The sequence below is a fragment of the Wolbachia endosymbiont (group B) of Aricia artaxerxes genome, assembly GCF_964026975.1.
Classification (GTDB): Bacteria; Pseudomonadota; Alphaproteobacteria; order Rickettsiales; family Anaplasmataceae; genus Wolbachia.
In genome coordinates this window covers 1,060,535-1,076,202 of sequence record NZ_OZ034718.1, presented here as the reverse complement: position 1 = coordinate 1,076,202, position 15,668 = coordinate 1,060,535, and the positions used below count along the sequence as shown (strand labels likewise).

The window sequence follows — 15,668 nt, the reverse complement described above, 5'->3', positions numbered from 1 at the left end:
ACTGTGATTTACATGCCTATCAGTGCTATGCAACAAAGCCATCCAGATTCAGGCATAATACTCACCCACCATACAAAAAAACTATCCAAAAAAATGTTAGAAGAAGATCCATTTCAGGGTTTAAGCGGTGCTGGATCTTTAAGAGGATTCTACAGTACTGGCATGGTGATGTTTTCTCATGATGAAGAAAGCACTACCCGTCAAATAGTATTTGAGCTTCGTAATGGTGAACGTGTACCAAACAAACTTGTCGATAAGATAAATGGCAATTGGCAACTCGTAGACCAATGGAGTTGATTCTTTTTTTACTTAATTTATAGGAGACAATATGCTAGCAGATTTTTTAACTGATTTTAATAACGCAAAACTGCAAAGCAGTTTAATACCGAAAGGTACAATAGTCAAGGTAAAAATGGCAATAAAGCCTGGAGGTTATGAGAATTGGTTCACGAAAAGCTACACTACTGGTAGCATCTATTTAAACGCTGAATTTACTGTCACTGAAGGTCCATATGCAAAACGTAAGATTTATCAAGTAATTGGTATTAAAAGTGGCAAAGCAAGCGTTGAAGGAGAAGATACTTGGGGAGAAATGGGTCGTTCTATGCTTAGAAGTATTTTAGAGTCAGCACGGAACATTCATTCAAATGACACTTCAGAAAAAGCAGTTATTGCTAGAAAAGTCAACTCTATAGCTGATTTTAATGGGTTAGAGTTTACTGCAAAAGTTGGTATTGAGGCTGATCGATATGGAGAGAAAAACAAGATTGCTACGGTTATTACTCAAGAGCAACATCAAAATACTGAGCGTGATTGGATACCTTTCTAAAGCTGCTGTGTTTATTTGAAACAATTTTTATAGATGAATAAATCCCAAAAAACACTATTGATTTAAAGAATGTCTGTCTTATTTATCGCCTGGTATTAGTGATATGAATGCTGAACAACAGGTTTCTAAAGATAAAAACGGGGATATAGCTGAATTTTTGAGTTCAATTATAAGTGACATAAACCTTGTTAAAGAATTACTTACTAAACATAAAGGAACCATACGCTGGAAGAGAGAATATGATACTGTTTTACAGTTAATTAATGAGGAAGCGAGTAAGGGACGCTTTTTTACTAAAACCCAATTTTGCTATTTTTTTGAATGGTCTTAAGAGTCATCATTCTATTCTTAGATATATTAATGCCTTAGTTACTGAAGGTTATATAAAATTTCGTGAAAAAGAAGTACCAAGAAATAACAGACGCGTTAAAGTTATGTTACCATTAGACTGTTTTTAGCAATAGGGCTAGCTAGCACTTAAGTTAATGGTAGATGGATTAAGCCGATAGCCTGACCAGTTACACGCTTGTATCACATCATCGCGTTTTATATTTAGTCCCAAGGTGCTAGCTAGCTTTTCTGCTATTGTTTTTTGCATTCTGTTAAGAGGTCTGCGTACTTGCTGTTCTGGGTCTTCAATACCTAAACTATCTGCTATTTGAATGATACTAAGAAATTTATATTCTTTAACTGCTTCCAAGTCACGCAAAAATTGTTTAAGTAATACTCTAAAGATGCGGATGCTCGAAATTGCTTGTTTGCCTATAATTTCAATGTCATTAACATAAATAGTATTATCTTCAACTTTTAATCGCAGTATCTTTTTTTCTGGAAGAGTTGTTTCTTGCAGTGGAACATAAGGGAATGCTTGAAAAGAAACATTAGGTAATAGCTCTGGTACTCCTTTTTCAACTGCTTCGCTTAGTATTTGATTTAGAGTTTGATGTTTACAAATTAAATCAGCCATGGAAACAGTGTATAGGCTTAACAATATTTTTAAGTCTGCCTTTCCAAAAGTTATAAGAACAGCAACATTAGTTCTTAACCTATCTACAGTTAAATATGACTTATCAGTACATAAAGTTGGTATAATAACGCTTACTATTTTACTTTTAAAGCTTATATGATATATCCCATTTGCCGCCTTTTCCCATATGAGCCCTATTAATAGTTTTTCAAACCAACTTATAATTTTTTCCGTATTAAGTTTAATTGAAAGCACAAGATAACGCTGTTTTTTATAAGTATCAGGAAAAATATCACGACCACAATCCTCGCAAGCTAGATCATCACACTCTTCATCAAAATCATGAGAAATGATAACCTCGTTTTTGCAATAAGGATTTTGTATATTTGGAAAATCAAGATCTAAATCATTAGCGCAAATAACGAAGTAATGCTTCTCAAGTTTAACAAAATCAATCTGGTTGAGATACTCTGCAGCATCTATATAGTTCTCATCAGGATCTACCCAGGACCTATTTACTAACATAGTATCAATATCTTGAGAGTGTTTTCGACAAAACGGTAATTCCATAGCTATCTCTAATTAAAGACTTAAAATCATCTCGTTCTTTTCTATTGAGAACATATTCTGAGTAATCAATTTCTATATAATTTGCGTATTGCGTGTCTGTCTGAAAGGATAAAGTAACTTTTTTACTTTTGAACAATACTTTGATATGCTGAACAAGCGAAACATCATGCAGTACACTACCAACCGAAGGCTCTATCTTCTGCAACCACTCTTCAATATTATCCGTGTTTAACGTAAGATTAGTTTTAGATTTAGATGGACCAAATTTCAATTCAAATAGGCGAATATCAGGTACATGTTGTTTTACACAGTCATTCAAAAAAGTACTCACTTGTGCTGTTGTATTTTGGTGGCGCATGTTAGTAAATGAACATTCTCGTTGAAAATAACAGCTTACTATTTTATTTGCTATTTTTAATCCTTGATCAAAACTTTGAATAGATAGATTTACTTGGTTAGCATTTAAAGCAAAGTCAATAATAATTCTACTAGGTTTATAACCGTGTATTACCTTATTTGAACTCATTACCAAATCTTCATCTTTACTAGCACGTCGTATAAATAAGTAAATACTATTTTGGTAGTAAAAGAGTTCTTGAAACTGACTTTCAAAACTATCATTTTCGAATAGATCATGCTGTTTTAATATTTCCTGTATCGTACTTTTTGATAAAAAATCCTTAAATGAAGTGGACTTTTGTCTTGGAGGATTTTTTAATACGAAAGGTAAAAAACCTTTTTTCTGCACTTGATTAAAGCAGAAAATTTGTTTCAGTAAGTTATGATTAATTATAAAGAGAGTAAACAACAAGGACTTTTTGTCATATTTGTTATTTTGCAACAGAAATGATTTCAGAAGATCTTGGCTTAATACAGACTGTGCTACTTCAGCTATAGTTGTTTCTGATTTTGCACGACTAAAACGATTGACTAAGTAATAATCAAACAGAGATTCAGAAATTTTAATAAGCATCTTACGCTTTTGCTGAGTTGAAATATCATCGGATTTTTCGTAGTCTTTAAATAATTGCCTATTTTGCTTATTCTGAAAATAGTGGTTAAAAATCACACTTAATTGTCTACCAGAAAGAGAATTAAGCCAACTTTCACGTAAACTTGGATTTTGAAAGTCCTTAAGCAAAAAGGATACTGGCATTTCTAAATTATTTTCCCAAAATTCCTCACTAGCTATCATATATCTAAAAGTAAATATATTATGTCTAAAATAGATTAAAGATTAGTCAACAAAAATTTATTATGAAATAAAAGAAGAATTTTCCTAAAAAAACTGAACAGTTTTTGTAATTTTGGTGAATATATATACAGGAGTCAAATTTTCAAATGTCAATTCTTACACAGTCAGGAAGAGCAGCAATAGCAGCAAGCATAAAAGAGCAACCAATACATCTTGCTTGGGGCAGTGGTGATGCCAATTGGGAAAGTAGTCATCAAGTCGAAAAAGTTTTTGTTGAGGATGAAATAGCTCTAGATCACCATACTATTAAAGATGTAAGGGTTTTTACAGGACAAACAGTGTATCAATCCAGTATTGACTATATAGTTGAGAGCAGTAGTGGTATAATAAAACGTACGAAAAACAGCTCTATTGTAGAGAATAGTACAGTAACTATAGAATACATTCAAGACACACCACCAGAGTCCATTACATCTCAAAAACTGCTCAATGAGCTTGGCAGACGTACTGCAGATGAAGTGCTATTCTGCACAGGTGATGAAAACGGCGAACTTATAACTCCTTCTGGAAGGTTTAGGCCCTCAAATGTACCAACTAATAATCTTTTTCTCAAATTTACTTTCGATTTCACGGACGCAGCAAATCAAGTTATCAGGGAACTCGGGGTTATGGTTGGTACAAAGGTAAAGGAGAAAGCACCTCCTGGACAGAGATATTTTGAGCCAAAAGACGTGGAAAATCCTGGAATTTTGTTAGTTTTAGAACACACAGTACCACTGATCAGAACCGCAGCAACCCGGGAAACTTTTGCCTTTGTCGTTACATTCTGAAGAGGGGAAAAGAATGACTTTGAATAGCTATTATAATCGCTTTAATCCTGACAAAGAATACGAAAAAAGCTTATTTCTTGCAGGAAGAGGTCTACAGTCTGCAGAACTAAACGAGACTCAGGAATATGCTCTCTCTAAGCTTAAAGGTATAGGCGATGCAATATTTCGTGATGGCGATGTTATAACAAGAAGCAATTGTATTATAGATGGGGAAGCTGGTAAAGTTACACTTGAGTCAGGAAAAATCTATCTTCGTGGAGCAGTTAGAAAAGTAGAAGCAAAAGAGTTTGTTATTCCACTGAGTACCACAGTGCGTATCGGTGTTTATTATCTAGAATCTACGATTACAGAACTTGAGGACGAAAATCTTCGTGATCCTGCTGTTGGTACACGTAATTATCAAGAAGTAGGGGCAGCAAGGCTTAAAGTTTCCACCATTTGGGGATACCAAGTAGAAAGTGTTACTGTTAACTCTACAAATGGCGAATTTTACCCAATTTACAATATTGAAAATGGAGTATTGATAGAACATTCACCACCACCACAAGCAAATATAGTAACTACTGCTCTTGCTCGTTATGACAAAGAGGCAAATGGTTCCTACGTCGTAAATGGTCTTGAAGTAATGTTCCTGCAAAAGGAAGAGGGAGAAGGAGGAAAAAAAATATTTGTGATTAATGAGGGTAAAGCTCATGTTGATGGCTATGAGATTGAACTTCCTCACAGTATTCGTGTTTCTTTTGATGAAGATCCGGATATAAAATCAGTTGAATCAGAACCACATACTTTTCAGCCAAATAGCCAAAGAGTAATGGAACTTAAAGTTAATGATTTTCCAATAAGTGAAATCAAAAAAGTAGATATAACCGTTCAAAAAACCATTACCATTACTCATGGTTCATATTCAGGAGCTGTTGATCCAATACCTGACTCTGCGGTACTTGAGATTATTCAAATTAAACAAGGCAATGTTATTTATGAAAATAGTACAGACTATAAGTTAAATGCAGGAAACGTTGATTGGTCATTACCCAGCAAAGAACCAGCTCCTGGAAGTAGTTACCTAATAACCTATCGCTGTCGCACTCATGTAAGCCCTGAAGATATAAGTGAAGAGGGATGTAAAGTAAAAGGAGCAGTTGATAACAGTCTGGTTTTGATTGATTACACCTGGAAAATGCCCCGCTTTGATTTAATTACTATCGATAGCAAAGGAGTGGTAAGAAGAATAAAAGGAATTTCTCACCCTTGGCGACCATCAATGCCTAGAGCGCCTAGTGGACAACTTTTGCTCTGCTACATTCATCAGACGTGGAAAAAAGGCGAAGGGGTAAAAATAGTGAATAATGCTATTCATGCTGTACCGATGAATGAGCTTGAAGCAATGAAAAAAGGAATAAATGATCTTTATGCTCTTGTTGCACAGGAACGTTTACGCAGTGATGCAAATTCAAGAGAACCTACTACCAAAAAAGGAGTATTTGTTGATTCGTTTTTTGACGATGATATGCGTGATCAAGGAATTTCGCAGTCTGCAGCAATAGTAAATAGAGAGCTAGTTCTGCCAATAGATGTAGAAGTTGCAGATATTGAAAAAGGTGGGGAAAGATATCTTTTGCCTTATAAACTTGAACCGGTACTGGAGCAGCTTTTACAGACTAAAGGAGAAAAGATCAATCCATACCAAGCTTTTGATCCAGTCCCGGCACAAATTACTCTAAATAAAAACATTGACCACTGGACAGAGGTTATCACTCATTGGAAAAGTCCAGTAACTAGAGTATTTAATGTTAAAGAAACAACAGAATTGCTGTCAAGTACTTCATACGAAGCTGAATTTATGAGAGAAGCAGTACAAGATTTTGAAATTGAAGGTTTTGAGCTAGGTGAAAGGCTTAAAGAAGTAAAATTTGACGGCATCATTATCCAACCTATGTAAAAATAAAAAGAAAAAAAGTGGAAAATCAAGGACAAATAAGTGGAAAAATAAAAATCCCAGCAAATATTCCAGCAGGTACTAAATTAGTACAGTTTTACGGGGATAAAGGAAGCTATGGAGAAGCAACTTATACTGGTAAAAAAACTATTACCATAGAAGAGAGAAGAAGAGTTATCGCAGCAAGACGAGTTGATCCTTTAGCGCAAACATTTACTCTAAATGAAAGCAGACACATAGGAGGTCTAGACTTATGGTTTATAAATAAAGGCAAAAAACGTGTTGTTGTGCAGATTAGAGAAACGGCAGTAGGAATGCCCTCACAAACTGTCATTGCTGAAAGCTATATTGAGCCAAAAGATATAAAGATAGATGGCACGGCAACACGTATTACTTGGTCACCAGTGTTTTGCCATGCAGGAGAAGAGTATGCAATAGTTTTACTTACCGATGATTCAGAGACAACAGTCAAAATAGCAGAGCTTGGCAAGTATGATGCAGTAAATAGCCGTTGGGTAACAAGTCAACCATATCAAGTAGGAGTATTACTGTCATCTAGCAATGCAAGTACCTGGACACCGCATCAGAATTTAGATTTAACGTTTCGATTACTAGCTGCAAAATTTAGCGAAAGTTCTCACGTTATTGATCTGGGCAAAGTTACTGTAAATAATGTATCAGATTTAATTGTTTTGACGAACGTCGAAAAAGTAGCATTTGATACCAATGTAGAATTTATTCTGATAGATGAAGAGGGAAAAGAAAATTTTCTATCTGATAACTTGTCGCTCGCGCTGCGTGAAAGACTATCTGGAGAGTTAACAGTAAAGGCAAATTTAAAAGGGTCAAAAGAAAAAAGTCCAGTGCTATATCCTGGGTTACAGCTAGTTATGGGTAATATAGGGGAAAAAGGAGATTATGTTACAAGAAGCATTACAGCAGGAGCTAACACTAAAATTACCATAACATATGATGCGCTAATACCTGGCACTGCAGACGTAAAAGCATATGTGCAGAAAAGCGTCAAAGAATGGCAGCTAGTAAATTTAACCTCGGGAAAACCAATAGGGGAAAATTGGGTAGAGAGAACTCATGTGCTAACAAACTTTAATGGTAATGAGACAAGGATAAAATTAGTTTTAAGTGGAACAGTTGTCTATCGTCCTAAAGTCAAAAATCTACGAATCATTATCACTTAGCAGAATGTCAGATGATAAAACAAGCAGAGGGTATCCACTGCCTCATCCAGAGAATATTGCTGTGCAGGATGTTGTTCGTATCCGTACTACAATTAAGAAAATAGATGAAGATATCGCTAAAAGAGAGAATGAGCACAATAAGCTTAAAAAAGCATTTGAACGACTGAATTTTGAGACTTTTTTGAATTTTTGGAATGACCATTGCTAACGAAGCCATAGATGCATTGCATCAAAGAATTAAAGATTTAGCAGCAAATAGCACACCTGATCAATTAGCGTACCTTGCTAAATCATTAGAATCGATGATAGGTAAAAAAGCTATTTCTGATATTGCGCAAATGACTAAAGTAAAAGAAATAATTGATGCACTACAAGAAAGGCTTAGGGATTTAGCAGCAAATAGTACGCCAGATCAATTAGCATATCTTGCTAAAGCACTGGAATCAATAATCGACAAAAGTGCAGTTTCTGAAATTGTGCAGATGACTGATGGTAAGCTAAAAGAACTTCTTGATAGTGCAAAAAAACACTTAACTGATCTGGATAATAAAAAAGCTAGTTCTTTAGCAGTGATCTCTGAATCAGAGAAGCAGTTATTAAAGAGAATTGATGAAAAAGGGACAACAAATTTATCGCTACTTGATACGAGAAAGAATGCCAATATTGCAGCAATAAATAGCATTAGTAACAGTCATAAAGATGGTCTTAAGGGTTTAGTAGATAACTTTCGTGCTGTGAATGATGTGCCAAGTGGTTCGTCAATTATGAAAGAGATCAGGAGCAGAGAACCAACCAAGCTTAACTCCATAAATGATGTACCAAGTGGCTCATCAATCATGAAAGAAGTAAGAAAGCGTCACATGATTGAACCTGGAGCATTACCTTTCTTATTTGGTGTACTTGGCAGAAAAAATAATTATTTTGGCCACGGAACTTTTACGACAGAGCTTGGAAGGTGGAGTAGTGATATAACAAAAACCGACTATATGTTGCAATTACTAGCAGGTAGCCATACGTACAATACAGATTACGTTAGTTTTTATCGGCCAAGACAACTAAGTTTTATAGAGGGAAGTAAAGGAACATTTATTTACGGAGAGTTATGCACAAAAAGTTTTTCGGGTAGTTATGATGAGATATACTATTATCCGTATGCTGCACTTGGAGTAGTATTTGTAAAAAATACAACCAATGTGAACATAAATAAGACAATGGAATTTGTTGGATCATCGTATTCGAGTACGGAGTATGGGGGAGCAGGATTATTTGTGGGAACTCCTGATAACACTAATTCTAATAAATCAAGTATTTCAAAAATAGTATGGAAAAATGTTTACCAATACACGAGTTCTGATAGCAAGTTAGCCGGATCTGGTAATGTGGAGATTCCAGCAGGAAAAACAGTTGCAATATTACTTTACACATCATCTTATCTGTATTCCAGAACACAAGTTAGTCAAGGTATGCTTGCATCAAATTATGTACACAACTATGGTCAATTTATTCAGTGGGGGATTTATAACATACGTAGCAATGTTCTAACTACAGGACTTGAAGTAGATGTGGAGAGAACGCTAAAAGCTTGGCAATGTCCAGGATTAGAACGAACTAATCAAATATGGCAATGAGGAGGAATTTATGACTATTTATATACGTTTTGAAAACCACAAGCAGATTGAAACAACAACACTTGAAAACAAGCCAACTGGAAATGATTGGTATGAAGCACCAGAAGATTTTGATTGGCAAAAAAGCTATTGTTTAACAGAAGGAGGCAAAATTGCTCAGCGAAATCAAGAAGACATTGAATTGGAGTTACTGCAAAATGCGAAGTTTTCTGCACTTTCTAGTCTCCGTACTTATTATAATAACTATACTCACCAATACGCAGGATATTCTCATCAGAAGCTTAAGTCGTACGAAATACAAGCAAAAGCCGCAGAAAACATTCTAGCAGCACCAGAATCTATAGACGAAAAAGATGCAGAAATTATAGAGCCATTAGCAAAAGTACGTGGTATTACAGTTACTGAAATGGCAAGAATCATTGAAGAAAAAGTAAAAAAAGCAGTAAAAGAAATAATGAAATGTGAAGAGTTGGAAGACATTACCAAGAAGAAAATTGCAGAAGCCAAAAGTGTAGAGAACTTACTAAACGATTTTAAACAAAAGATGCAAAGAAATGGCTGAAGAATTTTTGCACGGAGTAAATGTTATTGAGGTAACCTCAGGGGCAAAAACAGTACGTGCAGCTAAATCATCAGTGATAGGTGTAATCGGTACTGCACCTGAAGCTGATGAGCAAAAATTTCCGCTAAATAAACCAGTGTTAGTTGCAGGAAGCTTAAAGGAAGCAGCAAAGCTCGGAAAGAGTGGCAGTTTACCTTCTGCAGTAAATGGAATATTTTCCCAAATCGGTGCAACAGTAGTAGTTATTCGAGTTGAAGAAAGTGAAAACAGCGATCCAAAATTAAAAGAAGAAGAGACGCTGAAGAATATAATTGGAGGAGTTGATAAAGAGACTGGAGAGTATCAAGGGATAGAGGCATTCCTCAGTAGTGAAAGCATAGTTCATGTTGCTCCAAGAATATTAATTGCACCTCAATTTACTCACCAACTACCAGAAGATGCAGTGGTTGCAGCATTAATTCCTATAGCAGAAAAGCTGAGAAGCATAATAGTAGCAGATGGACCAAATACTAATGATGAAGAAGCAATAAAATGGCGAAAGAGCATCGGCAGCTCAAGAGTTTACGTCGTTGATCCATGGATTAAGTTATTTATTGAAGGAAAAGAAGAAATCTTGCCAGCAAGCCCATTTGTAGCTGGTTTAATAGCGAAAGTAGATAGCGAACAAGGATTCTGGCACTCACCTTCAAATAAAGAGATAAATGGTATTGTTGGAACAAGCAGGCCTATTGATTTTACGCTCGGTAATACAAATTGTAGAGCAAACCATTTAAATGAAAATGAAGTAACAACGATAATTCATCAAAATGGCTATAGGCTTTGGGGCAATAGAACATGTTCAAATGACTCGAAATGGGCTTTTCTGTCAGTGAGAAGAACGGCTGATTTAATTAACGATAGTTTACTTAGGGCTCATTTATGGGCAGTTGATCGCAATATCACTAAAACTTATATAGATGATGTGATTGAGGGGGTGAATTCTTATTTGGCCAATTTAAAAGCCCAAGGAGCGATTATCAGTGGAAAATGCTATGCAACTCCCGAACTCAATACACCGGCGAATATTGCAAGCGGAAAAGTATACTTTGACTTTGAGTTTACACCACCATATCCGGCTGAGCAAATAATATTCAGATCCCATCTTGTAAATATAAGTTAGGAGAAAGCAAAGTGTTACCGAAAATACTGAGAAATTTTAACGTATTTGTAGATGGTCGTGGTTATGCAGGAAAAATAGATGAAATAACCTTACCGAAGCTTACCATAAAAACTGAAGAATATAGAGCTGGTGGTATGGATATTCCAATAAATATTGACATGGGCATGGAAAAGCTTGAAGCAGATTTTACTTTTGCAGAATATGATTCAGAACTTTTTAGACTTTTTGGTTTGATAGATGGAAATTCAGTAGCTTTGACGCTCCGTGGTGGAATGCAAGGGAGTGGTAGTAACGATATTGAAGCTGTAGTAATCAATCTCAGGGGAATATTCAAAGAATTTGACTTTGGTAGCTGGAAACCTGCTGAAAAAGCCACTCTCAAATGCACTGTCGCTGCTCATTACTATAAACTTACTATAGGTGGTAATGAGTTAATAGAAATCGATGCTGAAAATATGATTAGAAAGATAAATGGTGTTGATCAGATGGCACTACTTCAAACGGTGCTTGGAATATGAAGATTTTTAGAATTCTATTTTTTAGATGTTGATCAAATAGTTACAACATTTTACAAGATTTTATTTTTTATAGGAGAATTTTATGCAAACTATAACACTAAACAACCCAATAACAGTTGATGGTATTTCTGTCTCAGAGTTATCGATGCGTGAACCTAAAGTAAGAGATTTACTTACTATAGAACGCATAGAAGGCGAAGCTTTGAAAGAGGTAGCTTTAATTGCTAATCTAGCATCTGTGCCAAAAGAAGTAGTTGAAGATTTATGTATTAAAGATTATGTAGAAATACAAAAGGTACTAAAAGATTTTTTGTCGCCGCTGGAACAGAGGAGTTAAGATTCAATATTTTAAAACTTAGCTCAACAACAGGAAGTGGAATTGAGCAAATTATTAATATGAGTATAAAAGAGTTTCTAAAGTGGTTAGAAGTAAGTGAAGGAGTAACAAAAAAATGTCAATGCTTTCAATAAAGATCGGTGCAACGTTAGATGGCAGTTTTAATAGTGCAATGACAGGTAGTACAGCAAAGCTTTCTAAGTTGGGTGATAGTATAAAGCAGCTTGATTCGTCAATGAAATCTGTTTCCAAATTTAAGCAACTAAATCATGATGCCCTTGAAGCCATGAAGAATTGGAAGGAAGCGGAGAAGAAAGCAAAAGAATCAGCTGCAGTAATTGCTAAAGAGAAGAAGGAAAAAAAAGAACCAAGCAAAGCACTGAGAAATGAATTCGAAAAATTGAAAGCATCGGCATCAAAGGCAAAAGAGGCTTATATCAAAAAGAGAGATACACTTCACACATTAAATGAAGAAATAAGGAAAAGTGGAAAGGATATTAAATCTTTAGTGAGGGATCAAACTAAACTTGGTTCATCTATTGAAGTACTTAAAGGGAAATACAGTAAATTAGGATCTGTAATACAAAAACAGCAAAATGCTCTGGCAAAAAAAGCTTATTATAGGTCACAAGTAATGGAAACTATAGGACTAGGACTTTCACTTGCAGCACCAATTAAAGTTGCGATTGACTTTGAAAGTGCTATGGCTGATGTTAAAAAAGTAGTGAGATTTGCTGAAGATGAGGCAGCTCACAATCAAGGAGCCGCAGAATTTGGTCAGACATTGAAGGAACTGTCCCATACGATACCACTGTCGGCTGCTGAGTTAGCTCAAATTGCTGCAAGTGGTGGCCAGCTTGGTATCGACAAAGATAAGCTACTTGGATTTACCACAACAGTAGCTAAAATGGCCACGGCATTCGATATGTCCGCTGAACAAGCTGGTGATTCTATAGCTAAACTTTCTAACGTTTATGGAATTGATGTTAGCAAAATGGAACACGTTGGTAATGTAATCAATCACTTATCAGATAATACTGCTGCCAAAGCAAAAGATATGGTTGAAACTCTAGCAATAGTTGGTGGTACTGCAAAACAATTTGGTCTTGACATCAAGGAAACAAGTAGTTTAGTAAATGCCTTCGTTAGTTTAGGTAAACAACCAGCAAAAGCAGGAACTGCCATAAATGCTTTACTTTCTAAGCTCCAAACTGCTGAAGGGCAAGGCAAAGAATTTAAAGCAGCATTGGAATCCATAGGCATAACTGCAGAAGAGATGTCACAAAAAATTGCTCAAAATGGTCAAGAAGCATTACTATACTTTTTTAAAACTTTAGAGAAAACAGATAAACAAGAACGTTCGCAAATTCTTCTCAACCTCTTCGGTCAAGAATATCAGGATGATATTGCACTACTAGTTGGAAGCTTAAAGAATTATAAAGATGCCATAAATCATTTAGCTGACGAGAAAAAATTTAAAAAGTCCATGCAAGAAGAGTTTAATAATCGTGCAGCAACTACAGCAAATAACTTGCGATTATTGAAGAATGCGATAGCAGAGTTAGGAATGAACCTGGGCTCAGTAATGCTACCTCCTTTAAAGTGGATAAGTAATATTCTAAGAGAGATAACTAACCTCATAGCTTGGTTTGCAGAGAAGTGTCCAATTTTGACTACAGGAGTTATGAGCATAATTTCAGCTCTTATTATTGGTAAGATTGCAGTGGTAGGTTTTGGTTATGCATTTGCATTGGCTGGAGGTGGAATATTAACTTTTAAGGCTATTTTGCAGGGAACACTTTTGCCAGTATTAACTTCGTTATCAGCTCGAGTAATTCCAGCAGTGATCATGGGACTGAAAGCTTTAACGCTAACCAATCCTATAGGAGCTGCTATTGCTGGACTATCAATTGGTGCAGCGCTTGTAATCGCTAATTGGCAAAAGGTAAAGAACTTTTTCTCAAGTATCTGGAAATCAGTGACAAAACCTATAGAAAATTGGATTAGTGTAGAAAAATTGTTTAATGATAGTCCAATAAAAGCATTAAAGAAACCAGTAGAAGCAAAAATAGGCAGTGCAACTAGTGAAAATAGAAATGTTTTTAGTAAAGGAAATCCTTTATTAAATAATAATGCTTTTAGTGGAATTTCGAATAGTAGAACGAATATTGAAAGTGTGATTACAGAAAAAAGTTCTGCAGGAGATAATTCAGAGAAAGTTTTAAAAGACTGTGAAAAGTGTGAACAAAAAATTTTCAATCAAACTTTTACATTTAATATAAGTATAAAAGCAGAACCTAACCAAGATGTACGTAGTCTTGCTGATGCAGTAATAAAAAGAATAAGAGAAAAATCGCGAGACGTTCTATTTGATTCAATAGAACCAATTTACTAATGCTATCACTTGGTCAACATAAGTTTTCTCCAACAAGTGTAAGGTATAGTAAAGAAAATCGTTGGAGTACAATTGAGTCTATTGGTAAAATACCTTCATTACAAAATATTGGCCAAGGTACAGAAAATATAGACTTAGAAGGAATAATTTATTTCCATAATCTCAATGATTTAAATCAATTAAAAAGTATGAAAGAAGCTGAGAAAAATCAGGAACCAAGTATCTTAGTAGATAGTTTAGGAAATGTTTTGGGAAGATTTGTTATTGTGCGGTTAGAAGAAAAGCAAATGTCGTATTTTCCCTGTGGATTACCAAAAAAGGTTGAATTTAGCTTAAGTTTAAGGAGTTATGTATGACAGTACATTATATAGCACGAGAAAATGAAATGTTAGATTACATATGTTTTAAGCACTATGGATATAGCTCTGGAGCAGTAGAAATAGTATTGGAGGCTAATCCTGGTCGGCTTTGTTGCATAGCTAGTGTTGGTTGAGGTTATTGTAAGAAGAAAAGCTTTTTAATATATGGCTACTAACGAATTTTGTTGTAAAATAGGCATTTTTCAAACAAGTACAACTTATGCCACAAAAAATGAGAGTAAGTAACCAAAGAGAATATAACGAGTTTCTCAAAAAAAGAGGAAATGTTTTTCATTTTGTTAATCAAGCCATAGAAAATTGGTATGAAAATAGTCCAAAAGTTGCAGGTGGCAATAACACTTATAGTGATAAAGTTGTAATTTTAATACACATAATAGTTCATCTTTTTAGAATTGGCTTGAGACAAGCTGTAGGTTTTGTAAAAGGTTATATGGTACAAATAGGCAAAAAACTTAAGATTATCAGCTATACACAAGCTTCCAGAAGATTTAAAAAGCTTAATTTGAAGATTGATGACCATAGAAGCAATAAAGATGATCTGGAAAATGTTGAAATTGCCGTAGATAGCACTAGAGTTAGTATCTACAATAATAACGGTGGGCATAGTAAGCTTAATATTCGAAAAAGAAAATACAGTGGTTATGGTCAAGTAAGAAAATTACATGTTGTTTTAAACATAAATGATAAGAAAGCAATAAGCATGAACTACACTAGTGGTGTTGCTGTAGACTATTTGCCGGTCTGCGATATGTTAGAAGAAGTCAGTGATAAATATAACATTTGTTCTATTCGAGCAGATGCGGCTTATGATATAAAAAGTGTGTATAAAGAATGCAGAAAATACAATATTGTGCCTATTATTCGCCCTAGGAAGGATACTAAAATTTGTTTAGCTGACTACTTATCAGAAAGAAACAAGTATATTAGTAGAATTAGGTCATATGAGAATTATGAAGATGGTATTAATGAATGGAAGAAAAAAGTTAAGTATGGAGCACGGTCTTATATTGAAGTCTTTTTCTATAGGTTGAAGCAAATATTTGGGTTTGGCTTGAAAAATAAATCAGAGGTAAATCGTGAAAAAGAGCTGTTAATTAAGTGCTACTTATTGAACAAATTTACTGATATAGGTATGGCTGAATTTAAATTAGCTGCGTAAATTC

Annotated in this window: 17 protein-coding genes and 1 pseudogene; 16 read left to right on the top strand and 2 right to left on the bottom strand. The window is 34.9% G+C overall.

The genetic code is table 11. The features are described from left to right. Positions 1 to 39 precede the first annotated feature (39 nt). The 3 genes and pseudogenes from AAGE00_RS04860 to AAGE00_RS04850 form a co-directional block, all read left to right on the top strand. Positions 40 to 297: pseudogene (locus AAGE00_RS04860) on the top strand (hypothetical protein); the annotation flags it as partial. Between the two features lie 31 nt (positions 298 to 328). Continuing rightward, entirely contained in the window at positions 329 to 829 is a 501-nt protein-coding gene (locus AAGE00_RS04855; RefSeq protein WP_265024762.1) for a hypothetical protein, read from the top strand. A 103-nt stretch (positions 830 to 932) separates the two neighbouring features. After that, positions 933 to 1,160: a hypothetical protein gene (locus AAGE00_RS04850; protein ID WP_341814055.1), complete on the top strand. Its 228-nt coding sequence runs from the start codon at positions 933 to 935 to the stop codon at positions 1,158 to 1,160. Positions 1,161 to 1,295: 135 nt separating this feature from the next. Here AAGE00_RS04850 and AAGE00_RS04845 read toward each other — a convergent pair whose 3' ends face one another. Next, the gene (locus tag AAGE00_RS04845; protein ID WP_265024763.1) at positions 1,296 to 2,366 is read right to left on the bottom strand and encodes a hypothetical protein; all 1,071 of its coding nucleotides are present in this window, start codon (positions 2,364 to 2,366) and stop codon (positions 1,296 to 1,298) included. Further along, positions 2,326 to 3,561, bottom strand: coding sequence for a hypothetical protein (locus AAGE00_RS04840; protein WP_265024764.1), 1,236 nt, complete (start codon positions 3,559 to 3,561; stop codon positions 2,326 to 2,328). Before AAGE00_RS04840 ends, AAGE00_RS04845 begins: the two co-directional genes overlap by 41 nt. A 146-nt stretch (positions 3,562 to 3,707) precedes the next feature. Between AAGE00_RS04840 and AAGE00_RS04835 the strand changes: the two genes are divergently transcribed. From AAGE00_RS04835 to AAGE00_RS04775, 13 genes are all read left to right on the top strand, one after another. Next, positions 3,708 to 4,391 carry a hypothetical protein gene (locus AAGE00_RS04835; RefSeq protein ID WP_265024765.1) on the top strand — a complete coding sequence of 228 codons (684 nt, stop codon included), beginning with the start codon at positions 3,708 to 3,710 and terminating at the stop codon, positions 4,389 to 4,391. A gap of 13 nt (positions 4,392 to 4,404) precedes the next feature. Continuing rightward, positions 4,405 to 6,330: a DUF4815 domain-containing protein gene (locus AAGE00_RS04830; protein ID WP_265024766.1), complete on the top strand. Its 1,926-nt coding sequence runs from the start codon at positions 4,405 to 4,407 to the stop codon at positions 6,328 to 6,330. 17 nt (positions 6,331 to 6,347) lie between these two features. Further along, complete coding sequence (locus AAGE00_RS04825; RefSeq protein ID WP_265024767.1) at positions 6,348 to 7,526, top strand: hypothetical protein; 1,179 nt, start codon at positions 6,348 to 6,350, stop codon at positions 7,524 to 7,526. 4 nt (positions 7,527 to 7,530) lie between these two features. Continuing rightward, the gene (locus AAGE00_RS04820) at positions 7,531 to 7,734 is read left to right on the top strand and encodes a hypothetical protein (protein ID WP_114516972.1); all 204 of its coding nucleotides are present in this window, start codon (positions 7,531 to 7,533) and stop codon (positions 7,732 to 7,734) included. Continuing rightward, positions 7,721 to 9,154: a hypothetical protein gene (locus AAGE00_RS04815; RefSeq protein ID WP_265024768.1), complete on the top strand. Its 1,434-nt coding sequence runs from the start codon at positions 7,721 to 7,723 to the stop codon at positions 9,152 to 9,154. The genes AAGE00_RS04820 and AAGE00_RS04815 overlap by 14 nt, the downstream gene beginning before the upstream one ends. Positions 9,155 to 9,164: 10 nt before the next feature. Next, the gene (locus tag AAGE00_RS04810) at positions 9,165 to 9,716 is read left to right on the top strand and encodes a hypothetical protein (protein ID WP_341815172.1); all 552 of its coding nucleotides are present in this window, start codon (positions 9,165 to 9,167) and stop codon (positions 9,714 to 9,716) included. Then, positions 9,709 to 10,875 (top strand): phage tail sheath subtilisin-like domain-containing protein, encoded by a 1,167-nt coding sequence (locus tag AAGE00_RS04805; RefSeq protein WP_341814054.1) that lies wholly within the window; start codon positions 9,709 to 9,711, stop codon positions 10,873 to 10,875. Before AAGE00_RS04810 ends, AAGE00_RS04805 begins: the two co-directional genes overlap by 8 nt. A gap of 11 nt (positions 10,876 to 10,886) precedes the next feature. After that, a complete protein-coding gene (locus AAGE00_RS04800; RefSeq protein ID WP_341815171.1) occupies positions 10,887 to 11,393 on the top strand; it encodes a phage major tail tube protein in 507 nt (168 codons plus the stop codon). An 82-nt stretch (positions 11,394 to 11,475) separates the two neighbouring features. After that, entirely contained in the window at positions 11,476 to 11,730 is a 255-nt protein-coding gene (locus tag AAGE00_RS04795) for a phage tail assembly protein (protein WP_262986551.1), read from the top strand. Positions 11,731 to 11,845: 115 nt separating this feature from the next. Then, on the top strand, positions 11,846 to 14,125 hold the full coding sequence (locus AAGE00_RS04790) for a phage tail tape measure protein (protein ID WP_264954164.1): 2,280 nt from the start codon (positions 11,846 to 11,848) through the stop codon (positions 14,123 to 14,125). Continuing rightward, a complete protein-coding gene (locus tag AAGE00_RS04785; RefSeq protein ID WP_213863735.1) occupies positions 14,125 to 14,481 on the top strand; it encodes a phage tail protein in 357 nt (118 codons plus the stop codon). Before AAGE00_RS04790 ends, AAGE00_RS04785 begins: the two co-directional genes overlap by 1 nt. Further along, entirely contained in the window at positions 14,478 to 14,618 is a 141-nt protein-coding gene (locus AAGE00_RS04780) for a tail protein X (protein WP_410542144.1), read from the top strand. Before AAGE00_RS04785 ends, AAGE00_RS04780 begins: the two co-directional genes overlap by 4 nt. 86 nt (positions 14,619 to 14,704) lie before the next feature. Further along, the gene (locus tag AAGE00_RS04775; RefSeq protein WP_341815149.1) at positions 14,705 to 15,664 is read left to right on the top strand and encodes an IS5 family transposase; all 960 of its coding nucleotides are present in this window, start codon (positions 14,705 to 14,707) and stop codon (positions 15,662 to 15,664) included. Positions 15,665 to 15,668 lie beyond the last annotated feature (4 nt).

Coding starts and splice junctions, on each gene's coding strand:
- AAGE00_RS04855 (WP_265024762.1), top strand. CDS start 329: ATGCTAGCAGATTTTTTAACTGATTTTAATAACGCAAAACTGCAAAGC.
- AAGE00_RS04850 (WP_341814055.1), top strand. CDS start 933: ATGAATGCTGAACAACAGGTTTCTAAAGATAAAAACGGGGATATAGCT.
- AAGE00_RS04845 (WP_265024763.1), bottom strand. CDS start 2,366: ATGGAATTACCGTTTTGTCGAAAACACTCTCAAGATATTGATACTATG.
- AAGE00_RS04840 (WP_265024764.1), bottom strand. CDS start 3,561: ATGATAGCTAGTGAGGAATTTTGGGAAAATAATTTAGAAATGCCAGTA.
- AAGE00_RS04835 (WP_265024765.1), top strand. CDS start 3,708: ATGTCAATTCTTACACAGTCAGGAAGAGCAGCAATAGCAGCAAGCATA.
- AAGE00_RS04830 (WP_265024766.1), top strand. CDS start 4,405: ATGACTTTGAATAGCTATTATAATCGCTTTAATCCTGACAAAGAATAC.
- AAGE00_RS04820 (WP_114516972.1), top strand. CDS start 7,531: ATGTCAGATGATAAAACAAGCAGAGGGTATCCACTGCCTCATCCAGAG.
- AAGE00_RS04815 (WP_265024768.1), top strand. CDS start 7,721: ATGACCATTGCTAACGAAGCCATAGATGCATTGCATCAAAGAATTAAA.
- AAGE00_RS04810 (WP_341815172.1), top strand. CDS start 9,165: ATGACTATTTATATACGTTTTGAAAACCACAAGCAGATTGAAACAACA.
- AAGE00_RS04805 (WP_341814054.1), top strand. CDS start 9,709: ATGGCTGAAGAATTTTTGCACGGAGTAAATGTTATTGAGGTAACCTCA.
- AAGE00_RS04795 (WP_262986551.1), top strand. CDS start 11,476: ATGCAAACTATAACACTAAACAACCCAATAACAGTTGATGGTATTTCT.
- AAGE00_RS04790 (WP_264954164.1), top strand. CDS start 11,846: ATGTCAATGCTTTCAATAAAGATCGGTGCAACGTTAGATGGCAGTTTT.
- AAGE00_RS04785 (WP_213863735.1), top strand. CDS start 14,125: ATGCTATCACTTGGTCAACATAAGTTTTCTCCAACAAGTGTAAGGTAT.
- AAGE00_RS04780 (WP_410542144.1), top strand. CDS start 14,478: ATGACAGTACATTATATAGCACGAGAAAATGAAATGTTAGATTACATA.
- AAGE00_RS04775 (WP_341815149.1), top strand. CDS start 14,705: ATGCCACAAAAAATGAGAGTAAGTAACCAAAGAGAATATAACGAGTTT.